General features: G+C 38.0%; 16 protein-coding genes. 12 read left to right on the top strand and 4 right to left on the bottom strand.

Annotated elements, in window-relative coordinates; translation table 11 throughout:
- Positions 1–74: 74 nt before the first annotated feature.
- Complete coding sequence (locus BM143_RS00080; protein WP_090021628.1) at positions 75–896, top strand: hypothetical protein; 822 nt, start codon at positions 75–77, stop codon at positions 894–896.
- A 193-nt stretch (positions 897–1,089) separates the two neighbouring features.
- Here the strand turns inward: BM143_RS00080 and BM143_RS00075 are convergent, their stop codons facing one another.
- Entirely contained in the window at positions 1,090–3,279 is a 2,190-nt protein-coding gene (locus BM143_RS00075) for a B12-binding domain-containing radical SAM protein (protein ID WP_090023843.1), read from the bottom strand.
- Between the two features lie 238 nt (positions 3,280–3,517).
- Between BM143_RS00075 and BM143_RS00070 the strand changes: the two genes are divergently transcribed.
- From BM143_RS00070 to BM143_RS00060, 3 genes are all read left to right on the top strand, one after another.
- Positions 3,518–4,105 carry a Crp/Fnr family transcriptional regulator gene (locus BM143_RS00070; RefSeq protein WP_047455361.1) on the top strand — a complete coding sequence of 196 codons (588 nt, stop codon included), beginning with the start codon at positions 3,518–3,520 and terminating at the stop codon, positions 4,103–4,105.
- Between the two features lie 130 nt (positions 4,106–4,235).
- Complete coding sequence (locus tag BM143_RS00065) at positions 4,236–4,886, top strand: NADPH-dependent F420 reductase (protein WP_090021626.1); 651 nt, start codon at positions 4,236–4,238, stop codon at positions 4,884–4,886.
- Positions 4,886–5,389, top strand: a complete 504-nt coding sequence (locus BM143_RS00060) for a YybH family protein (RefSeq protein WP_090021624.1) — start codon at positions 4,886–4,888, stop codon at positions 5,387–5,389. The genes BM143_RS00065 and BM143_RS00060 overlap by 1 nt, the downstream gene beginning before the upstream one ends.
- A gap of 19 nt (positions 5,390–5,408) precedes the next feature.
- Here the strand turns inward: BM143_RS00060 and BM143_RS00055 are convergent, their stop codons facing one another.
- The 3 genes from BM143_RS00055 to BM143_RS00045 all read right to left on the bottom strand — a co-directional run bounded on the left by BM143_RS00055 (position 5,409) and on the right by BM143_RS00045 (position 8,765).
- Positions 5,409–6,311 carry a DMT family transporter gene (locus BM143_RS00055; RefSeq protein WP_090021621.1) on the bottom strand — a complete coding sequence of 301 codons (903 nt, stop codon included), beginning with the start codon at positions 6,309–6,311 and terminating at the stop codon, positions 5,409–5,411.
- Between the two features lie 72 nt (positions 6,312–6,383).
- The gene (locus tag BM143_RS00050) at positions 6,384–7,646 is read right to left on the bottom strand and encodes an aminotransferase class I/II-fold pyridoxal phosphate-dependent enzyme (RefSeq protein WP_034725487.1); all 1,263 of its coding nucleotides are present in this window, start codon (positions 7,644–7,646) and stop codon (positions 6,384–6,386) included.
- An 81-nt stretch (positions 7,647–7,727) separates the two neighbouring features.
- Positions 7,728–8,765 carry a PLP-dependent cysteine synthase family protein gene (locus BM143_RS00045; RefSeq protein ID WP_034725489.1) on the bottom strand — a complete coding sequence of 346 codons (1,038 nt, stop codon included), beginning with the start codon at positions 8,763–8,765 and terminating at the stop codon, positions 7,728–7,730.
- Between the two features lie 222 nt (positions 8,766–8,987).
- Here BM143_RS00045 and BM143_RS00040 point away from each other — a divergent pair, with 222 nt between their 5' ends.
- From BM143_RS00040 to BM143_RS00005, 8 genes are all read left to right on the top strand, one after another.
- Positions 8,988–12,473: a glycosyltransferase family 117 protein gene (locus BM143_RS00040; RefSeq protein ID WP_090021618.1), complete on the top strand. Its 3,486-nt coding sequence runs from the start codon at positions 8,988–8,990 to the stop codon at positions 12,471–12,473.
- Between the two features lie 91 nt (positions 12,474–12,564).
- Positions 12,565–14,052, top strand: a complete 1,488-nt coding sequence (locus BM143_RS00035) for a hypothetical protein (protein WP_090021615.1) — start codon at positions 12,565–12,567, stop codon at positions 14,050–14,052.
- 92 nt (positions 14,053–14,144) lie between these two features.
- Positions 14,145–14,672, top strand: coding sequence for a DUF1697 domain-containing protein (locus tag BM143_RS00030; protein ID WP_090021613.1), 528 nt, complete (start codon positions 14,145–14,147; stop codon positions 14,670–14,672).
- 332 nt (positions 14,673–15,004) lie between these two features.
- Positions 15,005–15,814, top strand: a complete 810-nt coding sequence (kdsA, locus tag BM143_RS00025; protein WP_034725494.1) for a 3-deoxy-8-phosphooctulonate synthase — start codon at positions 15,005–15,007, stop codon at positions 15,812–15,814.
- A gap of 44 nt (positions 15,815–15,858) precedes the next feature.
- Positions 15,859–18,063, top strand: a complete 2,205-nt coding sequence (locus BM143_RS00020; RefSeq protein ID WP_090021610.1) for a TonB-dependent receptor plug domain-containing protein — start codon at positions 15,859–15,861, stop codon at positions 18,061–18,063.
- A 194-nt stretch (positions 18,064–18,257) separates the two neighbouring features.
- The gene (locus tag BM143_RS00015; protein ID WP_228384014.1) at positions 18,258–18,638 is read left to right on the top strand and encodes an HYC_CC_PP family protein; all 381 of its coding nucleotides are present in this window, start codon (positions 18,258–18,260) and stop codon (positions 18,636–18,638) included.
- A 116-nt stretch (positions 18,639–18,754) separates the two neighbouring features.
- Positions 18,755–19,228 carry a DUF3347 domain-containing protein gene (locus tag BM143_RS00010; protein ID WP_090021608.1) on the top strand — a complete coding sequence of 158 codons (474 nt, stop codon included), beginning with the start codon at positions 18,755–18,757 and terminating at the stop codon, positions 19,226–19,228.
- Positions 19,229–19,317: 89 nt separating this feature from the next.
- Positions 19,318–22,077: a multicopper oxidase domain-containing protein gene (locus BM143_RS00005; protein WP_185116528.1), complete on the top strand. Its 2,760-nt coding sequence runs from the start codon at positions 19,318–19,320 to the stop codon at positions 22,075–22,077.
- Positions 22,078–22,414: the final 337 nt, after the last annotated feature.

The following is a 22,414-nucleotide window of genomic DNA, read 5'->3' as shown; positions in this document are numbered from 1 at the left end:
ATGAAAAGCTAAATATATTTTCAAGAAAGTGTAACTTTGGTTACACTTTTTTTTATGTGTAAAAGTCTGATTTTATGAAGAAAAGTACAATCATATTCTTTACCATTCTGGGGATTTTATCTAACGCCCAGAATTTCAAAACCAAAAGAGGTATCGTAAGCCTGGACGGAATTCATGTCGCTAAGATTGTCAATAAGTCCAACACCTATACTTTCCTGGATCTCAATGAAACCCCGATGTATACCATCGAGTTTGTTGATAAAAGTATAGTGGATTCTGTAAGAGACAGTTATATCAAACTGAATCGGGTTTACAACAGGGATAAAGTCATAGAGATGGACTATATTTCTCCGTCTGCATTTTCGGGTGAAGAAAAATCAGCGGTTTATACTTCGATCAAAGGCTTGAAAATCATCGATAATAAAGGGATCAACATTAAAAATTTAGACGAAATCTTTAAAAATGTTCCCAAAAGAAAGCTGGATTCCAAGACAAAAGATGCTTATACCACCAGAAGCAAAATCGATAAAATGAATATCGAAGTGAATAAAGTGGGAGAGATCCTGTCCAATGGTGTTCCGGTAGGATATTTTACGAATCTTCCCGTAAGTTTTGGATCAGAAGACACCATTTCTGATAAGACATTTGTGGATATTGAGATTTATGATGCTAAAAGCAAATTAATCGGAAGATATATCACCACGACCAAACAGCTGAAAACAGCAGGAGGAAAGAGTTTTACGCTTTACAGGGAAATGTCCGGAAGAGCATCCATTTTAAAATATCCGACATATAAGGCTATTGCAGAGCGGATGGCGATTATGGATCCGACTTTCATTAAGGTTCAGGAAAAAGTGACGGTAGGTCCTGTTCAGAAAGAAAGTGCTGAGAAATAAAATTTTGAACCATTAAGAAAAATATAGTTTTTAAGAAATATTAAGGTGAGCTTTGCTTAAGGGTAGATGCTTTTTTAAATCTTCGATTTTATCTTAATTATTCTTACCTCCTTTGAAGATATTAATGGTTCAAATCTGATAATTCATAAAAAACCCGGAAAATTGATTTTCCGGGTTTTATTTTGTTCAAAAATTAAAGACTCAAAATGACCCCATTTTCCTTAAGTTGCTGCATCGGTTTTGAAAACCAAAACAGTTCAAAATCTTCGAAATTTTCTTCAAACTGATTCTTAAGTTGCTGAGCTGTAACTTTTTTCGGGTTTTCTATAGAATTTTCTTCCAGAACTTTCATCAGCCATTCCGCCTTATCCTGCTCCAGATCGATCTTTACAATATTGGTTTTTAAGTGGAATGTAAGAAGCGTATATGGCCCGGAGTACTTCTTTTTATTTTTTATGCGATTCTCAGCGATTACGTTTTTGGTTAAAAACACCACTTTTGAGTTGCCTTTAAAGCCAAATTGGTTTTCGTCCAAAAGACAGTCGTGAATATGATCGGGATGAACCTGCGTTCTTGGAATTTTAAAATCAAACCAATCCTGAAGCGGAAATTCAAAATTGATTCCGTGCATATAATTAAAAAGAGATTTTTTCAGTCCGAAGCTGAACTTGCTGTGATCGATTCCGGTTTTGTCTTTAAAATCAATATCGTTGTTCGCAAACAGAATTTCTTCCTTCACGGGAGTCACTCCAAATTCCTCAGGATTAATTCCTACAGGCGAATGAGCAGTCATGGCAAACTGATGCCAGAATCCACTTTGCAGAATTCCCATTTCAAACATCTGTCTTACCATTTCCAAAGAATCCACAGTTTCCTGAATGGTCTGAGTTGGGTAGCCATACATCAGATAAGCATGAACCATGATTCCGGCTTCCGTGAAATTTCTTGTCACTCTGGCAACCTGTTCCACCGAAACTCCTTTGTCGATTAACTGCAACAATCTATCACTGGCTACTTCAAGTCCACCGGAAACCGCAACGCATCCTGAAATTTTCAACAGGTAACATAAATCGCGGGTAAAGCTTTTTTCAAAACGGATATTCGTCCACCAGGTAACGACCAGATTTCTTCTCAGAATTTCCAAAGCGACTTCACGCATCAATGCCGGTGGTGCCGCTTCATCTACAAAATGGAATCCGGTTTCACCCGTTGTTTGGATGAGCTCTTCCATTCTGTCAACCAGAATTTTGGCAGAAATAGGTTCATAAATTTTAATGTAGTCTAAAGAAATATCACAGAATGTACACTTCCCCCAGTAGCAGCCATGAGCCATTGTCAGCTTGTTCCAGCGTCCGTCGCTCCATAAACTGTGCATCGGATTGGCAATTTCTATCACCGAAACATATTGATCCAACTTTAAATCAGTATAGTCCGGAGTTCCGATATCTGCCTGTTTGTAATCGTGTCTTTTGGAATTGTTTTTATAGGTAACCTTTTGGTTTTCAATTAAAAATGTTCTTTTGTACTCAGCTTCTTCTGAAGGATGTAAGACATTACTGCACAGAAGTTCAAGAGGAAGTTCACCATCATCAAGGGTAATAAAATCAAAAAACTCGAAAACCCTCTGATCTTTTACTTCTCTTAATTCCGTATTGGGAAAACCTCCGCCCATCGCAGTTTTAATGTGAGGATAATGTTTTTTAATGAACTGTGCACACCTGAAACCTGCGTATAAATTTCCCGGAAAAGGAATTGAAAAACACACCAGTTTTGGCTGAACTAATTCTAATTTTTCCTGAAGAATCTTTAAGGTAAAATAATCAATAAAAGTCTGATCTCCTGATAGTTTTAAATATAATTCGTCAAACGAATTGGCACTTTTTCCAAGACGTTCTGCATACCTGCTGAATCCGAAATCCGCATCAATATTTTCAATAATATAATCCGAAATATCCTCAAGATATAGCGTGGCAAGGTGCTTGGCTTTATCCTGAAGTCCCATATTTCCAAAGGCAAAATCCATATCGTCCAACTGATTGAAACGGGAAGCCTCAGGAAGGAAATTCATGCTGCAAATCTGTCTGGCCAGCGTAGGATTTTTGCCCTGTAGAAAATGAATAACCTGATCTATTGTTTTCAGATACTCTTCCCGGAGCGCAAAGATTCTCTGTGAATTTTCTGAGATCTCCTGAAGATGAACCTCTGTGTTGAAAATTTTCTCAATTCCGTTTCTTGAAAATAATTCCAAAATAACATCCAGTCCCAGATCGGTCTGATAGCTGGAAATATCTTTGGTATTCAGAAAGCCTTTTATATAAGCTGTTGCAGGATAAGGTGTATTGAGCTGGGTAAAAGGCGGAGTGATGAGAAGCAGATCTTTCAACAGGAAATTTTTCAAATTTATTTACATTCAATCGGAGTTTAAATAATTGTATAACAGTATTTTAATGATATTGTTACCGTCCGGATCTTCCCTCAGATTGCGAATGCAAAGATAGGCAATTTGTAAGGTATACTGCAAGTGGCTTATTGATGAATTGAGGATGAAGCGTTTCTAATTCAGTTTTTTTTGATATATTGTCATAGAGATTGATTTTATTAATCAAACACACGTATTCACAATGTCGAAAGAAACCGCTCCGCTTATCAGTTATTTTAAAACCTATATTCCTCTGTCAAAGGAAGAAATTGACGTATTGGAAGAGAGGATAACCGAGAGGAGAATTAAAAGAAAACAGTTTATCCTGCAGGAAAATGAAGTGTGCCAGTATTATACCTTTGTGGTTTCCGGATGTTTTAAAATGTTCAGTATAGATAAAGACGGAGTAGAGCATAATCTGCAGTTTGCTTCTGAAAATGACTGGATTGTAGACATCGACAGTTTCCACAACAAAAAGCCCAGTAAATTACACATTGTAGCCCTTGAAAATTCTGTAGTGCTGCAGATTGAAAAACATGATCTGTGGTTTCTGTATACCTACTATCCAAAGTTTGACCGAAACTTCAGAGTGATCATTGAACACAAATTTATCGAACTTCAGAACCGTATGCTGCAAAATATCAGTGCTACAGGAGATGAAAAGTATGAGTTCTTTCTTAAACAATACCCACAGCTGGCCAACCGTCTTTCCAATACACAAATCGCTTCATACCTGGGTATTACGCCTCAGTTTCTCAGTAAAATCCGTGCGAAAAGGATAAAGGATTAATCTGTTTTATGAAACTATGTTAAGAATTTATCTTACCAATTGTTAAGATGTTTTCTTAAACTTGTTTGCCGGTTTTTCATCGTTATCTGTGCTAATTTTGACCCATACAAAAACATTAAAATTTACAAAAATGGAAACACAGAAAAAAGTAGCGGTTATCGGATTGGGAAATATCGGTAAAGCAGTAGCCAATAATTTAGTAAACAATAAGCATAACGTTATCGTTGCCACAAGAAATGCAGATGAAGCGAATGATTTCGCTGCGCAGTCAGGTGGATTTGCAAAAAGCACAACGATTGGAGAGGCGATCAATACAGCGGATATTATTATACCAGCAATATGGTTTGGTGCTTTTAAGGATTTCTTTAATGACAACGGAAACAGTTTACAGGGTAAAATCATTGTTGATGTTTCCAATCCAATTGCTCCGGACGGAAATGGCGGATTTAAAAAAATCATTGGAGAAATGGAATCAGCAGGAGAGTTGAACAAAGCAATTCTTCCTAAAGGGGCTAAACTGGTTAAAGCCTTCGGAACACTGGGTGCAGGAACACTGGCGTCATCTTCCAATCATGAACCTGAAAAAGACGTATTATTTTATGCATCTGATGATATGGAAATCAATAATGATATTGAAGAAGTGATCAGAGAAACAGGTTTTGAACCTTTGAGAGTAGGAGGTATTGATCAGTCTATCCGTATTGAAGTTTTCGGAGATCTTCATGAATTGGGGAAACTGGGAAAAGCCGTGAACATCGAGGAAGCTAAATCCAAACTGTAATGATGAAAAAAATATTCATCGCCGCTCAGGTTATATTCCTATTATCGGCCTGTACCGAAAAAAAAGAAAATAGCAATCTTGCAATTAACCCATCAACAGAAAAAAATACAACAATGGAAAACGATATCAAAAAGAATATAGAAGAAACTCTTCACGCCTACGAAAATGCCCTTAATGCTTCATCTACTGAACAAGTGTTGCCACTGTATACCAAAAACGGGATATTCATGCCTCAGGGAGCGCCAAGTGCTGAAGGTCAGGAACAATTAAAAGGAGGTTACGATTTTGTTTTCAAAATGTTACAACTTAATGTAAAGTTTAGAATTGATGAAATTACCGTCATCAATGAAAACTATGCGGTTGCCCGTACTATGTCTAAAGGAACACAGCTGATCCGCGCGGAAAATAAAACAACGCCGGAAGAAAACCGTGAACTGTTTGTCCTGGAAAAGGAAGACGGGAAATGGAAGATCGCCCGATATATGTTTAACAAAGCAAAATAAAAAAAATGCCTGACGTTGGTCAGGCATTTTTTAAGGTTTTATGTGAATTGCGTTTTGACTTTCGGTTGTCTGAGATTACGTTGAGCGTAACACCTAAAAGAATCAGTGTGATGCCGATGAGTAAATTGGTTGTGAACCGTTCATGAAACATAAGAACACTGACCAATACGGCAACTACAGGTTCCAGCGCTCCGAGAATAGCGGTAGGCGTAGATCCGATATATTTGATCGCGTATACCAAACACAGGCTGGAAATAACCGTGGTCAGGAAGGCAAAAACAATGAAATTTAAAAAGACAGAGACCGAAGGAATCGCAAAAGATTCACCTTCGGCCGATGCCTTTATCATAAAAAATGCTGAAGTGAAAAGCATGGAGTAGAAGGAAAGTTTAAAACCTGAAACCTTCAGATCGGATTTATTCACGATCACCATATAGAGTGCATAAAACAGTGAACTCAGCATGACAATCCCGAGGCCGGCGAAATTGATCTCGAAACCTTTTCCTTTTAAACATAAAACGATGACTCCCGCAAATGCAAAAAAGAGAGATAGTACAGATAGTTTGGTCAGTTTTTCCTTATAAAAAAAGAACATGATCAAAGCGACAATGACCGGATAAATGAACAGGACCGTGGAAGCGATTCCCGGCGTCAGAAAATCATAGCCTATGAACAGAAATTCTGAAGACAGGGCATAGCAGACTCCCAACACAGACAGAATGAGCGCTTCTTTTTTATTGATCTTCAGACTTTCTTTGGAATACAGCAGATATCCTCCGACCATCAAAGCCGAAAATAAAAACCGGTAGAACAAAGTAATGTCCATTGAAAAATGCGCCTTCTTCAGCGGCAGGATAAAGATCGGGATCAGTCCAAATGAAACCGACGACAAAACTCCCAACAGGTAACCCTTAAATTTCATTTGCTATTTATTTTATAAAAAACCACTGAAAATAATTCAGTGGTTTTATTAATTTATATGATGATATCGGGATTACATTTGTTTGTACTCGATATTCATCTGTTTTTCCATTTCTCTGTAATGTCCGGAAGTTAGTTTTTCACGGATACCATCGAAAGCAGCTAATGTTTCATTAATTTCTGAATCTGTGTGCGATGCAGTAGGGATCAGTCTTAGTAAGATCATTCCCTTAGGAATTACAGGATATACTACTACTGATGTGAAAACGCCATAGTTCTCTCTAAGGTCTTTCGCAAGAAGGGTAGCTTCAATTGTAGTTCCTTCAATGAAAACCGGTGTTACACAAGTATTGGTGTTTCCAAGGTTGTATCCTCTTTCTTTCAGACCGTTTTGAAGTTTATATACATTCTCCCACAATTTAGCTTTGATTTCCGGACGTGTTCTTAAAAGCTCCAGTCTTTTTAAACCTCCTACTACCATTGGCATGGTAAGAGATTTAGCAAAAATCTGAGAACGAAGATTGTATTTTAAAAATCTGATGATTGTTTCATCTCCGGAAAGAAAAGCTCCGAAACCGGCCATAGATTTAGCAAAAGTAGAGAAATAAACATCAATCTGATCCTGACATCCCTGCTCTTCACCAGCTCCCGCTCCGGTTTTACCCAAAGTTCCGAAACCGTGTGCGTCGTCTACCAATAATCTGAAATTGAATTTAGATTTTAAATCGCAGATTTCTTTCAGTTTCCCCTGCATTCCTCTCATTCCGAAAACACCTTCAGTGATCACTAAAATTCCTCCTCCGTTTTCTTCTGCTACTTTAGTGGCTCTGGCCAGGTTTTTTTCTAAACTTTCTATATCATTATGCTTGAACGTAAAGCTTTTCCCCATATGAAGACGAACCCCGTCTACGATACATGCGTGAGAATCGGCGTCATATACAATAACGTCATGTCTTGTCACCAATGCATCGATAGCTGAAACCATTCCCTGGTAACCGAAATTCAATAAATAAGCAGCTTCTTTCTGAGTGAATTCTGCCAATTCTTTTTCCAATTGCTGATGTTGCTGAGTTTCTCCTGACATCGCTCTGGCGCCCATCGGATAAAACATTCCGAATTCTGCAGCCGCTTTCGCATCAGCTTCTAAAACTTCCGGGTGGTTACAAAGTCCTAAATAATCGTTTGCACTCCAGAAAATTACATCCTTACCTTGAAATTTCATTCTTGGACCAATTGGACCTTCCAGTTTTGGGAAAACAAAATACCCTTCAGCATAATCTGCAAATTGTCCCAATGGACCTGGATTTTGTTTAATACGTTCAAAAATATCTAACATTTTGTATAGTAATTTTTAAGTGAAAAAGTCTTTCCTGTAAAACACAAAAGACTTTATTGGTATCGTGGTTTATATATATTTCTATTTGATGAATTCTGTTTTGAAAACTTCATCGTAGTTGTGTACGCAGTTATTCACAAAACCCTGTTCAGCCATCCATTTGTCGCTGTATACCTTCGTGATATACCTCGAACCGTGATCCGGGAATATCAGGACAATGATATCGTCTTTGGTAAGTTCGTGAGACTGTGCATACTGGATCAGGGCCTGTGTAACGGCTCCTGTGGTATATCCTCCCATGATGGCTTCTTTAAGCGCTATTTCACGGGTTCTGTAAGCGGACATCTCGTCATTTACTCTTACAAACTCATCCACCTTGTCAAAAAGAAGGGCAGCAGGAATCAAATTTTTTCCCATTCCTTCAATCTGATAAGGATGTACATCTTCTTTATGGATCTCTCCGGTTTCGTGGTAGCTTTTCAGGATAGACCCGTCTGCATCCACACCGATGATCTTGATACCGGGATTTTTCTCTTTTAGAAATTTCCCCGAACCGGACAATGTTCCACCCGTTCCAGTGCAGGCAAAAAGGTGTGTGATTTTACCCTCTGTCTGCTCCCAAATTTCAGGACCTGTAGTCTGGTAGTGTGCATCAATATTCAACTCATTAAAATATTGATTGATGTAAACTGAATTTGGTGTCTCTGAAGCTATTCTTTTAGCTACTTCATAGTATGATCTGGGATCGTCTGCCGCTACATTGGCGGGACAAATGTATACAGTAGCCCCTAATGCTTTTAAATAAGCAATTTTCTCAGGCTTCGTTTTGTCGCTTACCGCCAGAATACATTTATATCCCTTGATAATACAGACCATCGCAATAGAAAAACCGGTATTTCCGGAAGTAGTTTCTACAACTACTGAATCTTCCTTTAATAAACCTTTTTGTTCAGCGTTTTCTATAATATGAAGTGCTATTCTATCTTTTGTGGAATGTCCAGGATTATATGATTCTAACTTGGCATAAACGGTTGCAGGAATATCTTTTGTAACAGTATTAAGCTTCACCATAGGAGTATGTCCTATTAGGCCAAGAATATTATCGTAAACATTACTCATTATTTGTTATTTTCAATAAAAATCTGACCGCAAAAATACAAAAAAATAAATAATTACTAAACTTTTGTTTGATTTCAAGCCAGCGATTCAGTAAAATTTATTTTCTGATTTGCAATCTTACGCGAAGTACGATCACAAATACTACGCCAAATTTTTTAAATTTTGTTAAAAACACCATAGAATGCTATAAAAGCCTTATTTTCGCGTAATTGATTTAATACTATGAAAAATTGGACTTTTAAGCAATGGAACACCGTTTTAGGATGGGTGATTTTTGTCATTGCATTTTTCACGTACTTGTCGACCATAGAACCCAATTTCAGTTTCTGGGACTGCGGCGAGTACATTTCCTCAGCTGTAAAACTTGAAGTAACGCATGCTCCCGGAGCGGCTTTATTCCAGATCGTGGGTGCCGTGGCAGCCATTTTTGCTTTAGGAAAAGGAGAAAACTATTCTATCGTCATCAATGCGATGTCTGCATTATTCAGTGCACTGACGATTTTATTCCTATTCTGGACGATTACACATTTTGTAAGAAGACTTTTAAACAAGGATTTTGATGAAGTAACGAAGCACCAGGAAATTTCTATTCTTTTTGCAGGAGCGGTAGGCGCATTGTGCTTCACGTTCTCAGATACCTTCTGGTTTTCTGCAGTAGAAGGAGAAGTATATTCCATGGCTTCCATGTTTATCGCTTTGCTGGTTTGGCTGATTACGAAATGGGAAAACGAGTACCTGGCGAAAGACAGCGAAAGATGGATCATCCTTATTTTCTTTGTATTAGGACTTTCTGTAGGAGTACACATGATGGGGATGCTTGCAGTACCAGCCGTATGTCTGGTTTATTACGCAAGAAATTACAAATTTACCTGGAAAAACTTTATCTGGGCTAATGCGATCACGCTGGGAATTTTGATCATTGTTTTCAAAATTATCTTCCCGCTGATCATGACGATGTTCGGAAGACTTGAAATATTCTTCGTGAACGGACTTGGACTTCCTTTCCACTCAGGAACGATCGTCGCGTTTATTTTAATGACAGTAGCATGTTTCTTCATCATTAAATATGCAAGAAAAGCTAAGAAAAATATTTATCAGACTGCTGCATTGTCGGTGGTGTTTATGATCATTGGTTTCTCATGCTGGATGGTCATTCCTATTAGAGCGAATGCCAATCCTCCTATGAACCTTAACGATCCGGATACGGCTATTGGTATGTTGGATTATTATAACAGAGAACAGTATGGTGACTGGCCAACAATTTACGGACAGAACTATACCGCTTTCCTTGATGCGAACGGAATTGAGAAAAATGAAGACGGAAGTTTCAAGACTCAGAAAACAGGTGAGATCTACGAAAAAGATGAGAAAACCGGAACGTACAGAAAAACCGGAGACCGTTTCAATTATGTTTTCAGTAAATCTCAGGTAAGCTTAATGCCGAGAATGTTTAATGAAGATAAGGATGTGATGGCGAACTACATTTCAATGTACGGAGCTCCTGATTTCACCTTCAATTATGCTAATGAAGATGTGGCTGACAATCCTCAGGCGAAGCAGATCTTTGACGAGCTTAGAGGAAAATATGAAGATAAATCTATCACAGCGGCAGATTATCTGAAAGTAAAGCCTTACAACCTGATCAATGTTCAGAAGCCTTCACTGGCTCAGAATATGGACTATTTCATTACATTCCAGAACGGTTACTATTTTGTAAGATACCTCATGTGGAACTTCGTGGGGAGACAGAATGACCTTGAAGGAAACATGGAAAATACCAAAGGAAACTGGATCTCAGGAATTTCTTTTATAGACAATGCTTTATTAGGAAACCAGGATAAGATGCCTGCAAAATTCCAGAATGAAAGTACCGTGAAATTCTTCTTTTTACCTTTAATTTTAGGACTGATCGGATTCTTCTTCCAATTAAACAGAGACTTCGGAAGATTCTATGCACTTCTTTCCTTATTTGTTTTAACCAGTGTCGGAATTGTATTCTATACAGGAGTTAAACCTTTTGAACCAAGAGAAAGAGATTATGCGATGGTAGGCTCGTTCTATGCATTTGCGATCTGGATCGGAATGGGAGCTGGCGCTATTTTATGGTTTATCCAGTCCAAAGTAAAATCTAATGGTGCGAACATTGCGCTAGGTGTAGTTTTATTGGGTGTCCCTTTCATGATGGGCTTCCAGAATTATAATGTACATGATAGAAGTAACAGATATACGGCTTATGATTATGCTTATTCCGTACTGAAATCACTTCCGAAAAACGATATCTTATTTGTTTACGGAGATAATGACACGTATCCGGTATGGGCAATCCAGGAAACGGAAAGGTTCAGAGATGATGTAAAAGTGGTGAATTTCACGCTTGCTTCTACGCCATGGAACTTAGATCAGATCAAGAGAAAAACATATAACGCGGCAGGAATTCCAAGCCAGTTGACTCACGATGATTACAGAGATGGGGTGAATGACCAGATCTATATGATGAAAAAAGAGGATTGGGAAGGCGTTTTCTCTATGTTAAAAGAACAGGGGGTTCCGGATACCCAATTCGCGGCCTTCAGAAAATATCTTACTCAGGATTCATTAACGCTGAAAGAGGCGGTTAATTTTATCAAGTTCAAATCTCCTGAAAAAGACGAACTTTTAAAAATGTATTTCGGGGAAGAGAAATTTGAGAAATACAATATTCTTCCGGTGAACAAATTCATTCTTCCTGTAAATAAGGAAAATGCATTAAAAGCAGGAATCATTAATCAGGCAGATCTTCCAAACGTAGTGAACCAGATCATGATTACTTATAAAGGAAACACACTTTATAAAAATAACCTGATCATGCTGGATATGCTGGCTAATTTCGACTGGAAACGTCCAATCAACTTCTCATCAGGAGGAATCTACGATAACGAAAATATTTTCTATCTGAACGAATACCTTCAGTTTGACGGATTCAGCTACAGATTGGTTCCTATCCATACCGTTCAGAACGTAGATGGAGACATGGGAAGAGTAGATCCAAATTCTTTATATAACGTAGTAAAAAACTTCAGATGGGGTAATTTCAAACATTTAAAGAGCCATTTTGATGAAACCGCTACCTCCAATATCATGAGCTACAGAATGTCAGCAAGCAGAGCAGCTTCAGCACTGGCATTAAACGGACAGAAAGCTAAAGCAGTAGAATTACTTGATCTTGCATCAAAAGAAATTCCTGCTGAAAAATTCAATGATCCACGTTCACTGAGTGCTATGGTAACCGGATATATCATTGCAGGACAGGAGAAAAAAGGTCTTGAGCTGGCAGAAATCCTTAAGAAAGGAATTTTTGAAGAGTATGATTATTATTTAAGTCTTGCTCCGGCAGATCAGAACTTTGCAAGAAGACAGATGAGAACGAAACCTATGGAATATTCTCTGGTTGTTGCAGCCGTTACAGACGCTTATAAGAAGCTTGGACAGGATGATAAAGCATACGCATACCTGGTGAAATCCATAGAGCCGATTGATAAAAAGTTCAATGTTTTCATCAAGGATCTCCAGCAGATGGGCAAAGAAAAAGCAAGGAAAGAATCTGAAAATGTACAAAAGATTACACCTTTCTACCAGTATCTGTTCGATGTGATGCAACCTTTTGATTCTACGTATTCAAAAGAAAAAGAGGATCAGATCACCACAGCGATTATCAAAGTAACACAATAAAATACTTCACAAAAACGGAACTTCGGTTCCGTTTTTTTGTTATTGGGATTCCTGAATTTTAAGATTATATTTGTCAAACTAAAAATGCGTGATGGCAAAAAATAAAATTAATAGGATCCCCATCTATGCCGTAATTTTTACGGTTGTTTTAAAACTACTTTTTTTACTGACTCATTATATTCAGGAAGATGCATTCATCACCTGGAGAGTTGCCCAGAATTTATTGGACTATGGAGTGATAGGCTTTAACGGCGAAACTAAAATTTCAGCTTCTACCACCCATCTGTATGTTTTTGTTTCCTACCTGTTCAATCTGATTTTCGGCAAAGAATATTTTATTGAACCTCTTTTAGTTTTCAATTCTATCCTTTTTACGATAGGAACCTTATTTCTTGCCAATCTCACCCTTAAAAACCCGTGGCATAAAGCTATTTTTATATTTTTAATCGGAATATTACCTCCAGGTGTAAAAATTTCTATTCTTGGAATGGAATATGGAATCCTTTTCTTTTTGGAAATGGCGCTTCTCTATTACGGCTTCAGTAAAGGCAAAAGATGGGCACTTATTTTTCTGCCGGTTCTGATCATGTTTACCAGAATTGATACGGTGATTTTCCTTGGAATTGTATTCATGGTAGATGTTTTCTGGAACAGAAAGATGAAATGGAATTACGTTTTCGGAGGAATTCTGGGGCTTTTATCTGTATTGTCTTTCAACTGGCTGTATTTCGGAGAGTTGGTGAACAATACGATTGTAGCCAAAAAGCTTTTGTACGAGCATAATTTTACTTTTGAGCAAAATCTTAATTATTTCCTTGTGAGCTTTGGGAATTTCTGGGGAATGCTGAAACTTCCCGGAAACTTCAATCCGGTGACGGTCATTGTATTGATTTTTGAACTGCTTTGCTTTATTTATCTTGTCAGACAAAGAGAAAAGAGAAATTATTTTTTATGGATGATTTTTATTTTCGGCTGGGCAAAACAGATTATTTTTCTTTCTCAAAAAAGCTTATTCGACTGGTATTACTGGGTTCCACAGCTACTGCTTTTTGTTCCTGTTCTTATTTTTGTCCTGGAGCAGAAGGAGAGGAGAAATCTATGGCTGTCCTTGTTAGTTGTATTTTATATCGTTCCGATGTTGGCTTTTCAAACGGTACATGCCATTGCAACAGGAAACGGGGAGTGGAATTATCGCAGAGGAATCGGACTGTTTTTGGATGCGTTTGAAAAAGATAAGAAGCAGTGGATTCTTTTGGAACCTGCAGGATATATTCCTTATTTTTCAGGATTAAAAACCATTGATGAAGTAGGGCTTGTTGACAAACAGATCCAGACGGAGGTGAAGAAAGATAAGGCTCATTACTGGATCAATACCGTAAAAAACAGAAGACCAAAATATCTTCTTTCCTATAAAAATTTATTTCAAGGCAATGATGCTCTGTATTATCAGACGCATTACAAGCTGATGAAAGAATTCAGGATAAAAGACAACCTGAAAAGTGATCATCCAATTCTGGAAAAGATCTATCATCTTAAACCATCGGGAACGGATTATAACTTGTATATTAAGATTGATTAAAAGATTAAAAGATTAAAAGATTTAAAAATTAAGAGATTGAGATCAGATCACTCTCAAATTCCCTAACCCCTTTCACCTAATCCCTAAAAAAAATGAAATACTGTGCTTTTCTCCGCGGCGTGAATGTAAAAGGAACCAATATGAAAATGGCTGATGTCTGCCAGGTCTTTAAAGAGGCCGGAATGCTGGATGTAGGTTCGGTATTGGCTTCCGGAAATATTGTGTTCTCTTCTGATAAAAAAGCTGAAGATTTAAAGGAAATTCTAGAAAAAGCGATGTCGAATCATTTTTCTTATGAAGCTTTTTTATTTATCAAGTCTCAGGAAGAAACGGAAATATTCTGGAACAGTATTCCTTTTGAAAAAAATGATGATCTGCATATCTACGGATTTGTAGGAAATCCCGGGGTGGAAAGTGTTTTGATGGGAGCGTTTGAAGCTGCTTCCAAAACTGAAAATGAAAAGGCTGATATCGTTAATGACCTATTTTACTGGCAGGTTCCGAAGGGAAATACGCTGGATTCTTCTTTTGGAAAAGTCTTAGGCAAGAAAAGTCTTAAAGACCAGTTCACGAGCAGGAATATCAATACTTTTGAGAAGATTTTAAAGAAAATGAATTGATCAACGTTTAAGTTCAAGTATCAGAATAATTTTTTTAAAAACGGATATTAAAATCTACATAATCTGTAAGATCTTCATGAGATTATAATTTTAACCACTGATTTCAAGGATGGGCACAGATGATTGCGTATATTTTTTATTGAATATTTTAAAGAATACTTTTTATCTTCCCTAATCCCTAATCCCTAATCCCTAATCCCTAATCCCTAATCCCTAATCCCTAATCCCTAATCCCTAATCCCTAAAACCCTTCCTCCAATCAAACCCCTCAAATAATTTCCGATTCTGAAACTTTATAAGTATTTTTACTGAACTTTTTAATTCAAATAAAAATGATTCAGTACTTAGATAATATCCAACACAAAGATTCAAAGAACTTTTTCCTTATTGCCGGTCCATGCATCATTGAAGGTGAAGACATGGCGTTAAGAATTGCAGAAAAAGTAATTCAGATCACAGATAAATATAATATTCCTTATATATTCAAAGGGAGCTTTAAAAAGGCGAACAGAAGCCGTGTAGATTCTTTTACATCAATTGGTGAGGAGAAATCTCTTGAGATCCTGAGAAAAGTGGGCGAGACTTTTAATATTCCTACCACAACGGATATTCACGAAAATGAGCACGCGGCACTGGCTGCACAATATGTTGATGTATTACAGATTCCTGCATTTTTAGTGCGCCAGACCGATCTTTTGGTGGCTGCAGCTGAAACAGGAAAATGTGTAACGTTGAAAAAAGGACAGTTCCTTTCTCCGGAATCGATGAAATTTGCGGTTCAGAAAATTACAGATTCCAACAACCAGAAGGTAGCTATCATTGAAAGAGGAAATTCTTTTGGATATACAGACCTGATCGTAGATTACAGAGGTATTCCTACGATGAGAGCATATGCGCCGGTGATTTTGGATGTTACCCATTCATTACAGCAGCCTAACCAGAGCTCCGGGGTTACTGGTGGAAGACCGGACCTTATAGAAACAGTGGCCAAAGCAGGAATTGCGGTAGGAGCAGATGGACTTTTCATCGAAACGCACCCAACACCGGAAACCGCTTTGTCAGACGGAGCCAACATGTTAAGATTAGATTTATTGGAAGATTTGTTACAAAAATTAACAAGAATCAGAGAATCGATTTTGTAATTGTTAAAAAATCCCTATTTTTAGAAATTCTTAAAACATTTCTTTTGAAAAAACTAGTTTTACCGTTGAGCCTTGTGGTTCCTATGCTTATTTTCTCTCAAAATAGAAAAAGAGATACAGCAAATAAAGTAACCGATATTGAGGAAGTCGTTTTCCAGAAAAAAGTAGTCGGAAGAACGAGCGACATCACCAATGTCAAGATTTCAGCAAAAGATGCTAAAAATGTAGCCTCTATAAGTGGCGGAATAGAAGGAATTATTAAAACACTACCTTCTGTAAACTCCAACACCGAGCTGTCTTCCCAATATATGGTGCGTGGTGGAAACTATGACGAAAACCTTATCTACATCAATGATATTGAGATCTACAGACCTTTTCTGATCCGAAATTCACAGCAGGAAGGGATGAGTATTATCAATCCTGATATGGTTTCTACTGTCAATTTTTCAGCCGGAGGTTTTGAACCCAAGTATGGCGACAAAATGTCTTCAGCTCTGAATATTTACTACCGTGAACCGGAAAAATTTGAACTTTCCGGGGAAGCAAGTTTAATCGGGGGAAGATTAACAGCAGGTCTGGCTTCAAAAAATAAAAAACTGACCGCTTTGTTTTCAGGAAGATACAGAAATACCAATCTTGTTCTGAATACCCTGAATGAGGATACGGATTTTAACCCGACCTATTGGGATTTCCAGTCATACATCAACTACCATTTCAGTGATAAATTCTCCATGTCATTCATCGGATATTATTCCAAGAACGACTATGAGATGATTCCTAAAGCGAAGGAAGTGACTTTCGGTAGCTTGCAGCAACCTATTACCGTAAATATTGGGTATGGTGGCCAGGAGCAGGATATGTATAAAAACATGATGGGAACTATCTCCATGAACTATAAGCCTTCTGATCAATGGAAATTTACATTGGACAGTTTTGCTTATCAGAACAGAGAAAAAGAATATTACTCTATCGCTTCAAATTATCAGATCCAGACTTTTGATCCTATAACTCAATCGCCTAATCCGTCTTTTGATGGAGGTGGGCAAATAGAACATGCAAGAAACGACCTGTACGTAAAAACGTATGGAACACAGTTCAGAGCAAAATTTTCTCCGAATGTCAATACGGATATAGAAGTCGGGGTTAAATATGAAAAAGAAAATCTGAATGATAATACCAACGAATGGAAATTGGTAGACGCTGCTGGTTACAGCATTCCACGTCCTATTGATGATCCGAGAACCGGAGATTCAGGAGATTTGAAGCTGTTTTATCATATTGCAGGAGTCAATCAGATTGAACCTACAAGGCTTTCTGCATATGCCCAGTATTCTCAGAAGTTTTACTGGGGAGCAAGCAAGGTATTTGTGAATGCCGGAGCCAGAGTTTCCAACTGGAGCTTTAATAAAGAAACCATTTTTTCCCCAAGAGTTCAGTTTGCGATCAAACCTGACTGGGATACGGATATGCTCTTTAAACTTTCGGGAGGGGTTTATTACCAGGCACCTTTCTATAAAGAAATCAAGGATCTGGATGGAAACTTTAATACAAATATAAAATCTCAGCGTTCTATGCAGGTTATTCTTGCCAACGACTACGAGTTTTATATGTACGACAGACCGTTTAAGCTGACTACAGAAGCTTATTACAAGAAAATGGACGATCTGATTCCTTATTATATGGATAATGTGAGAATCCGTTATTCCGGTAAAAATAATGCATCTGGTTACGCGTATGGAATTGATACCCGATTGTTCGGGGAATTTGTTCCTGGAGTAGATTCCTGGTTGTCTGCGAGTTATGCAAGAGTGTTTGAAAATATCGATGGGAAAGGAGATATCCCAAGACCTACGGATCAGAGATTCAGATTTGCGATGTTCTATCAGGATTATATGCCAAAATTCCCGTCTATGCGTGTGAACCTTACCTTGGTATACGCCATGGGACTTCCGAACGGAGCACCTGTTTTCACGGATCCTTATCAGTATCAGAGAACACTTCCTTCTTATAAAAGGGTAGATTTAGGTCTTTCAAAGGTATTTATAGATTCCAAAAACAAGAAAAACCGTTCCGGGTTCTGGGGTAACTTCGACGAGCTTACTTTGGGAGTTCAGGTTTTCAATGCATTTAACATCAACAATACAGTGGCTAACCAATGGATCACAGATTACAACTCAAGTTCGATGTATGCTGTGCCTGTACGTCTTACGGGGCGTTTCTTCAATGTGAAGCTGGAATTCAAATTGTAAAATAGAAGTTAGAAGCCAGACATTAGAAGTTAGTAGGGATTTCCTATAGCTTTGAAAACTGCTCAAACTAAAAATAAAAAATAAAGAAAAGCTCCTGGATATTTCAGGAGCTTTTTCGTTGGGCAGAATTTTATAACAAGTATACACAATTTTATAACAGCAGTTTCAGGGATATTTTTACCTTTGTCTTACCAATGAAAAAGATTCTCGCCATATTTTTCTCTGTTTTCTACTTCGGATTTTCTTCCGGAGCCGCATTCAGCGTCCATTTCTGTATGGAGGAATTTGTTTCCGTAAGCCAGAAAACCACGGATATCTGTGGCAAGTGCGGGGTCAAAGAAAAAAAAGGATGTTGTAAGACGGAGGTTAAAGTGGTAAAAGTAGATGATTCTCAGAAATCTGATCTGCTGATGATCGATTTTTTAAGCCAGATCGCTCCAACACTTACACAACAGCATTTTTTCCTTGCCGACAAATCTTTTTCCGCTACAAAATTTACTCAGATAAGAATCAATGGGCCACCCGAATACAAACCGGTTCCCATCTATCTCAATCATTGTCATTTTAGAATTTAAGATCCGTCTGTTGTCTGGTATTGTTCAGATGAGCACTCCTTCGTAGACAACACGGCTCAACGTATCATGCGTTTCAGTTATTCTTTACTAAAAAATTAATTCTAAAATTTAAAACAATGAAAAAATATATCATTACAGCAGCATTCTCTTTATTCTCAATCGTTTCACTTTCTGCACAGTCTAAAAAAGACGCTCAGGTTTCAAAATTGTATCAGAACTATATCGCTATCAAATCAGCCTTAGCTTCAGATGATGCCGATAAAACCTCAAAAGCTGCCGCAGAATTCATTAAAACAGCTTCAACTGTTGATTATAAACTGGTGTCAGAAGGTAATCTTAATATTCTGAGAAAAGACGCCACTGTTATCTCCGATGCCAGAAATATTTCGGCTCAAAGAGAAACTTTTTCCAACCTTTCTGAAAATATGATCGCTTTGACCAAGGAGTTCAAATTATCTGAAAAACCGGTGTATGTACAGCATTGCCCAATGGCTGATTCAAACTGGTTAAGCGATGAAAAACAGATCGCTAATCCTTACTACGGAAAATCCATGCTTACTTGTGGAAGTGTAAAGTCAGAAATAAAATAATTATTGTAATTAATTTTAAAACAATAAGTTGCATAGCTTAACTTGTCATTGACTTTAAGTTGTGCAGCTTTAAAAAAGTTCGGAATAGTATGAAAAAATTCATCTTGTTTCTGATGCTTTTGTTCTCTGTTTTTACATTCGCACAAACAACGAAAACCTATTATACCTGCCCGATGCATGCCGAAGTGGTATCTTCAAAACCTGGAGACTGCCCGAAATGCCATATGACGCTGGTAAAGAAAACCGTTGTTGTAAAACCAAAAGTTACCACGCAACCGGTACAGAAAGCAATACAAAAGCCAACAGAAACTAAAAATAAAGTTCAGGTCGAGAAAAAGGCTAAGGTAAAGGGTAATACAATCCCAAAAGTTAAAACCTTGGTAAAATCTGATTCTCAGCCTAAATCTCAACCTCAGTCTATCTACAACTGTCCCATGGATCCTGAAGTCACTTCAGACAAGCCCGGGAAATGCCCGAAATGCGGAATGGAGTTGGTAGAAAAAGAAAAGCATCAACAGGTTGCTACAGAAGAGCCGAAAACGGAATCCTCTTTATTCAAAAGAAATTCGGAAAACGGGAAAGTGACGTTTGGCGGAAAGACGGTGAGATATGATCTGTATGTAAAAGATACGATTGTCAATTTCACCGGGAAAAACCGAAGAGCGATTGCCATTAACGGAAAACTGCAGGCTCCGACCTTATATTTTACAGAAGGAGATACCGCAGAAATCTATCTTCACAATATGCTGAAAGAAAATACAGGGCTTCACTGGCACGGTGTAATTCTTCCCAACGAACAGGATGGTGTTCCTTATCTTACCACAAAGCCTGTAACACCCGGTGAGACGCATTTATATAAGTTTAAAGTATCTCAAAACGGAACGTATTGGTATCACTCACATGAAGCATTACAGGAACAGATCGGGATGAATGGAATCCTGGTATTCAATAAAAGAGAAGGCGAGCCTAAAGTATCTTACACAAAAGAAATTCCGGTATTACTTGGAGACTGGAGTGATGAAGATCCGATGCAGATTGCAAGAAGGCTTCACATGGCCAACACGGATTGGTATGCCATTAAGAAGAATGCGGTACAGAGTTATTGGGAAGCTATTAAATCCGGGAATTTCGGGACAAAAGCCCTGAATGAATGGAAAAGAATGGAAGCCATGGATGTAAGTGACGTTTATTACGATAAATTCCTGATCAACGGACTTCCAAGCACTGAGTATTCTAATCTGAAAGCCGGGGATAAGGTAAGACTAAGAGTTGCCAACGGAGGTTCATCCACCTATTTCTGGCTGAATTACGGAGGCGGAAAAATAAAAGTGATAGGAAATGACGGAAATGATGTGGTTCCGGTGGAAGTAGACCGCCTGATTGTCGGGGTTTCCGAGACCTATGATATTGAAGTTACGATTCCTGAGAACAAAAGTTTTGAATTCCGTTCCACATCAGAGGACAGGGTAGGACACGCTTCTCTTTGGCTCGGATCCGGTGAAAAAGTGGAGGCTCCGAATTTACCGAGACTATTGCTGTTTGAAGGAATGAAAATGATGAATGGCATGATGGAAATGAGCGGTAATATGAAGCCAATGAATATGACGATGGGTAACCAGATGATGGATATGAACGAAGTGATGTATCCTGAGCTTCCGGAAAGTCAGCGAAAAATGACGATGAAACACATGAATGAAATGATGGGGATTAAAACTAAAGAAGAAGATCATTCAAAGATGGCTTTGGGAGCACTAGCCACTGGTCATGAAAATCATTCGGGCATGGATATGAAGGAAGAGAAAACGATCAAAAGGCTGTCCTATAATATTTTAAAATCTCCTGAAAAGACGATTCTTCCGGACGAAAACGTAAGAGAGATGAAATTTACGCTGGAAGGAAATATGAATCAATACCTGTGGACGCTGGATAACAAAACAGTTACAGAAACAGATAAGATTTTGGTGAAAAAAGGGGAGATCCTGAGAATTACGATGTACAATAATTCAATGATGCGCCACCCAATGCATCTTCACGGCCATGATTTCAGACTGATCAATTCAAAGGGAGAATATTCCCCGCTGAAAAACGTAGTCGATATTATGCCGATGGAAACGAATACTATCGAATTTGCCGCTAACCAGGATGGCGACTGGTTTTTCCACTGTCATATTTTATACCATATGATGGCAGGAATGGGAAGAATATTCAGCTATGAAAATTCTAAACCGAATCCACAGCTGCCAAACAGAAAACTGGCCTGGAAAAACTTCCTGAAGGATAATAAAATGATCAGCTCCATGGGAATGCTGGATATCGCAAGCAATAAAATACATGCGGAAAGTATGACGATGTTCGGACCAAGATGGGCGAATTTGAATCAGTTTCATTCTAACTGGGATTTTGATCATTTTGAAGGAAATGTAAAAGTTGGAAGATTCTTAGGGAAATTCCAGTGGGCACTTCCTTACGCCGGTTTTAGAATTCAGAAAAACCATGAGATTATGGAACGGCAGATGGCGGAAGATATGGGAATGAAATTCCGGGGCAAAAAGACCTGGTTCGGGCAGGAGAAGGCTTCAAAAAATCAGTATGCCTTCATGGTCGGTGTACAGTACCTTTTACCGATGCTGGTCACTGCCGATGCCAGTGTGGATCAGAACGGAAAAGTGTTGCTGGAATTGAGCAGAGAAGATATTCCGATTTCCAGAAGAGTCAGAGGAAACTTCAGTCTGAATTCGGATGGAGAATTTTCAACAGGACTGAGATATATTCTACAGAAATGGGTATCCGTATCCGGAAATTATGATAATGAAATGGGCTGGGGAGCCGGACTTACGTTAACCTACTAAAGAGAAGGCTGTCTGATAAAGGCAGCCTTTTTTAGTTTTAAACACAAATAACACAAATGCTTTACACGAAAGGCACAAATAAATTCTATCTACCCGGAGTTTGGGATAAGCTATTGATAGGCAGTAAGTAGATGAACGAACGGCTATCCTTGACATTCTATGTTAATTGCCAACTTTTAAAAGTTAAAATATTTATATTTTATTAATAATTTTGTTGATATTGTATTCTATTCTTTAAAATCCCGAAAGCTTGTCTTAAAAGTTTATTGCATACAGCAATTAATGCTACTTTTTTACATTTCTTTTTTTCCAGAATTCTTTCATAAAGAGCTTTGCA

This window comes from Chryseobacterium oleae, assembly GCF_900115055.1.
Classification (GTDB): Bacteria; Bacteroidota; Bacteroidia; order Flavobacteriales; family Weeksellaceae; genus Chryseobacterium; species Chryseobacterium oleae.
Note: the sequence above shows the minus strand (reverse complement) of the source record. Positions and strands in the feature narration are given on the sequence as shown.

Coding starts and splice junctions, on each gene's coding strand:
- BM143_RS00080 (WP_090021628.1), top strand. CDS start 75: ATGAAGAAAAGTACAATCATATTCTTTACCATTCTGGGGATTTTATCT.
- BM143_RS00070 (WP_047455361.1), top strand. CDS start 3,518: ATGTCGAAAGAAACCGCTCCGCTTATCAGTTATTTTAAAACCTATATT.
- BM143_RS00065 (WP_090021626.1), top strand. CDS start 4,236: ATGGAAACACAGAAAAAAGTAGCGGTTATCGGATTGGGAAATATCGGT.
- BM143_RS00060 (WP_090021624.1), top strand. CDS start 4,886: ATGATGAAAAAAATATTCATCGCCGCTCAGGTTATATTCCTATTATCG.
- BM143_RS00055 (WP_090021621.1), bottom strand. CDS start 6,311: ATGAAATTTAAGGGTTACCTGTTGGGAGTTTTGTCGTCGGTTTCATTT.
- BM143_RS00050 (WP_034725487.1), bottom strand. CDS start 7,646: ATGTTAGATATTTTTGAACGTATTAAACAAAATCCAGGTCCATTGGGA.
- BM143_RS00045 (WP_034725489.1), bottom strand. CDS start 8,765: ATGAGTAATGTTTACGATAATATTCTTGGCCTAATAGGACATACTCCT.
- BM143_RS00040 (WP_090021618.1), top strand. CDS start 8,988: ATGAAAAATTGGACTTTTAAGCAATGGAACACCGTTTTAGGATGGGTG.
- BM143_RS00035 (WP_090021615.1), top strand. CDS start 12,565: ATGGCAAAAAATAAAATTAATAGGATCCCCATCTATGCCGTAATTTTT.
- BM143_RS00030 (WP_090021613.1), top strand. CDS start 14,145: ATGAAATACTGTGCTTTTCTCCGCGGCGTGAATGTAAAAGGAACCAAT.
- kdsA (WP_034725494.1), top strand. CDS start 15,005: ATGATTCAGTACTTAGATAATATCCAACACAAAGATTCAAAGAACTTT.
- BM143_RS00015 (WP_228384014.1), top strand. CDS start 18,258: ATGAAAAAGATTCTCGCCATATTTTTCTCTGTTTTCTACTTCGGATTT.
- BM143_RS00010 (WP_090021608.1), top strand. CDS start 18,755: ATGAAAAAATATATCATTACAGCAGCATTCTCTTTATTCTCAATCGTT.
- BM143_RS00005 (WP_185116528.1), top strand. CDS start 19,318: ATGAAAAAATTCATCTTGTTTCTGATGCTTTTGTTCTCTGTTTTTACA.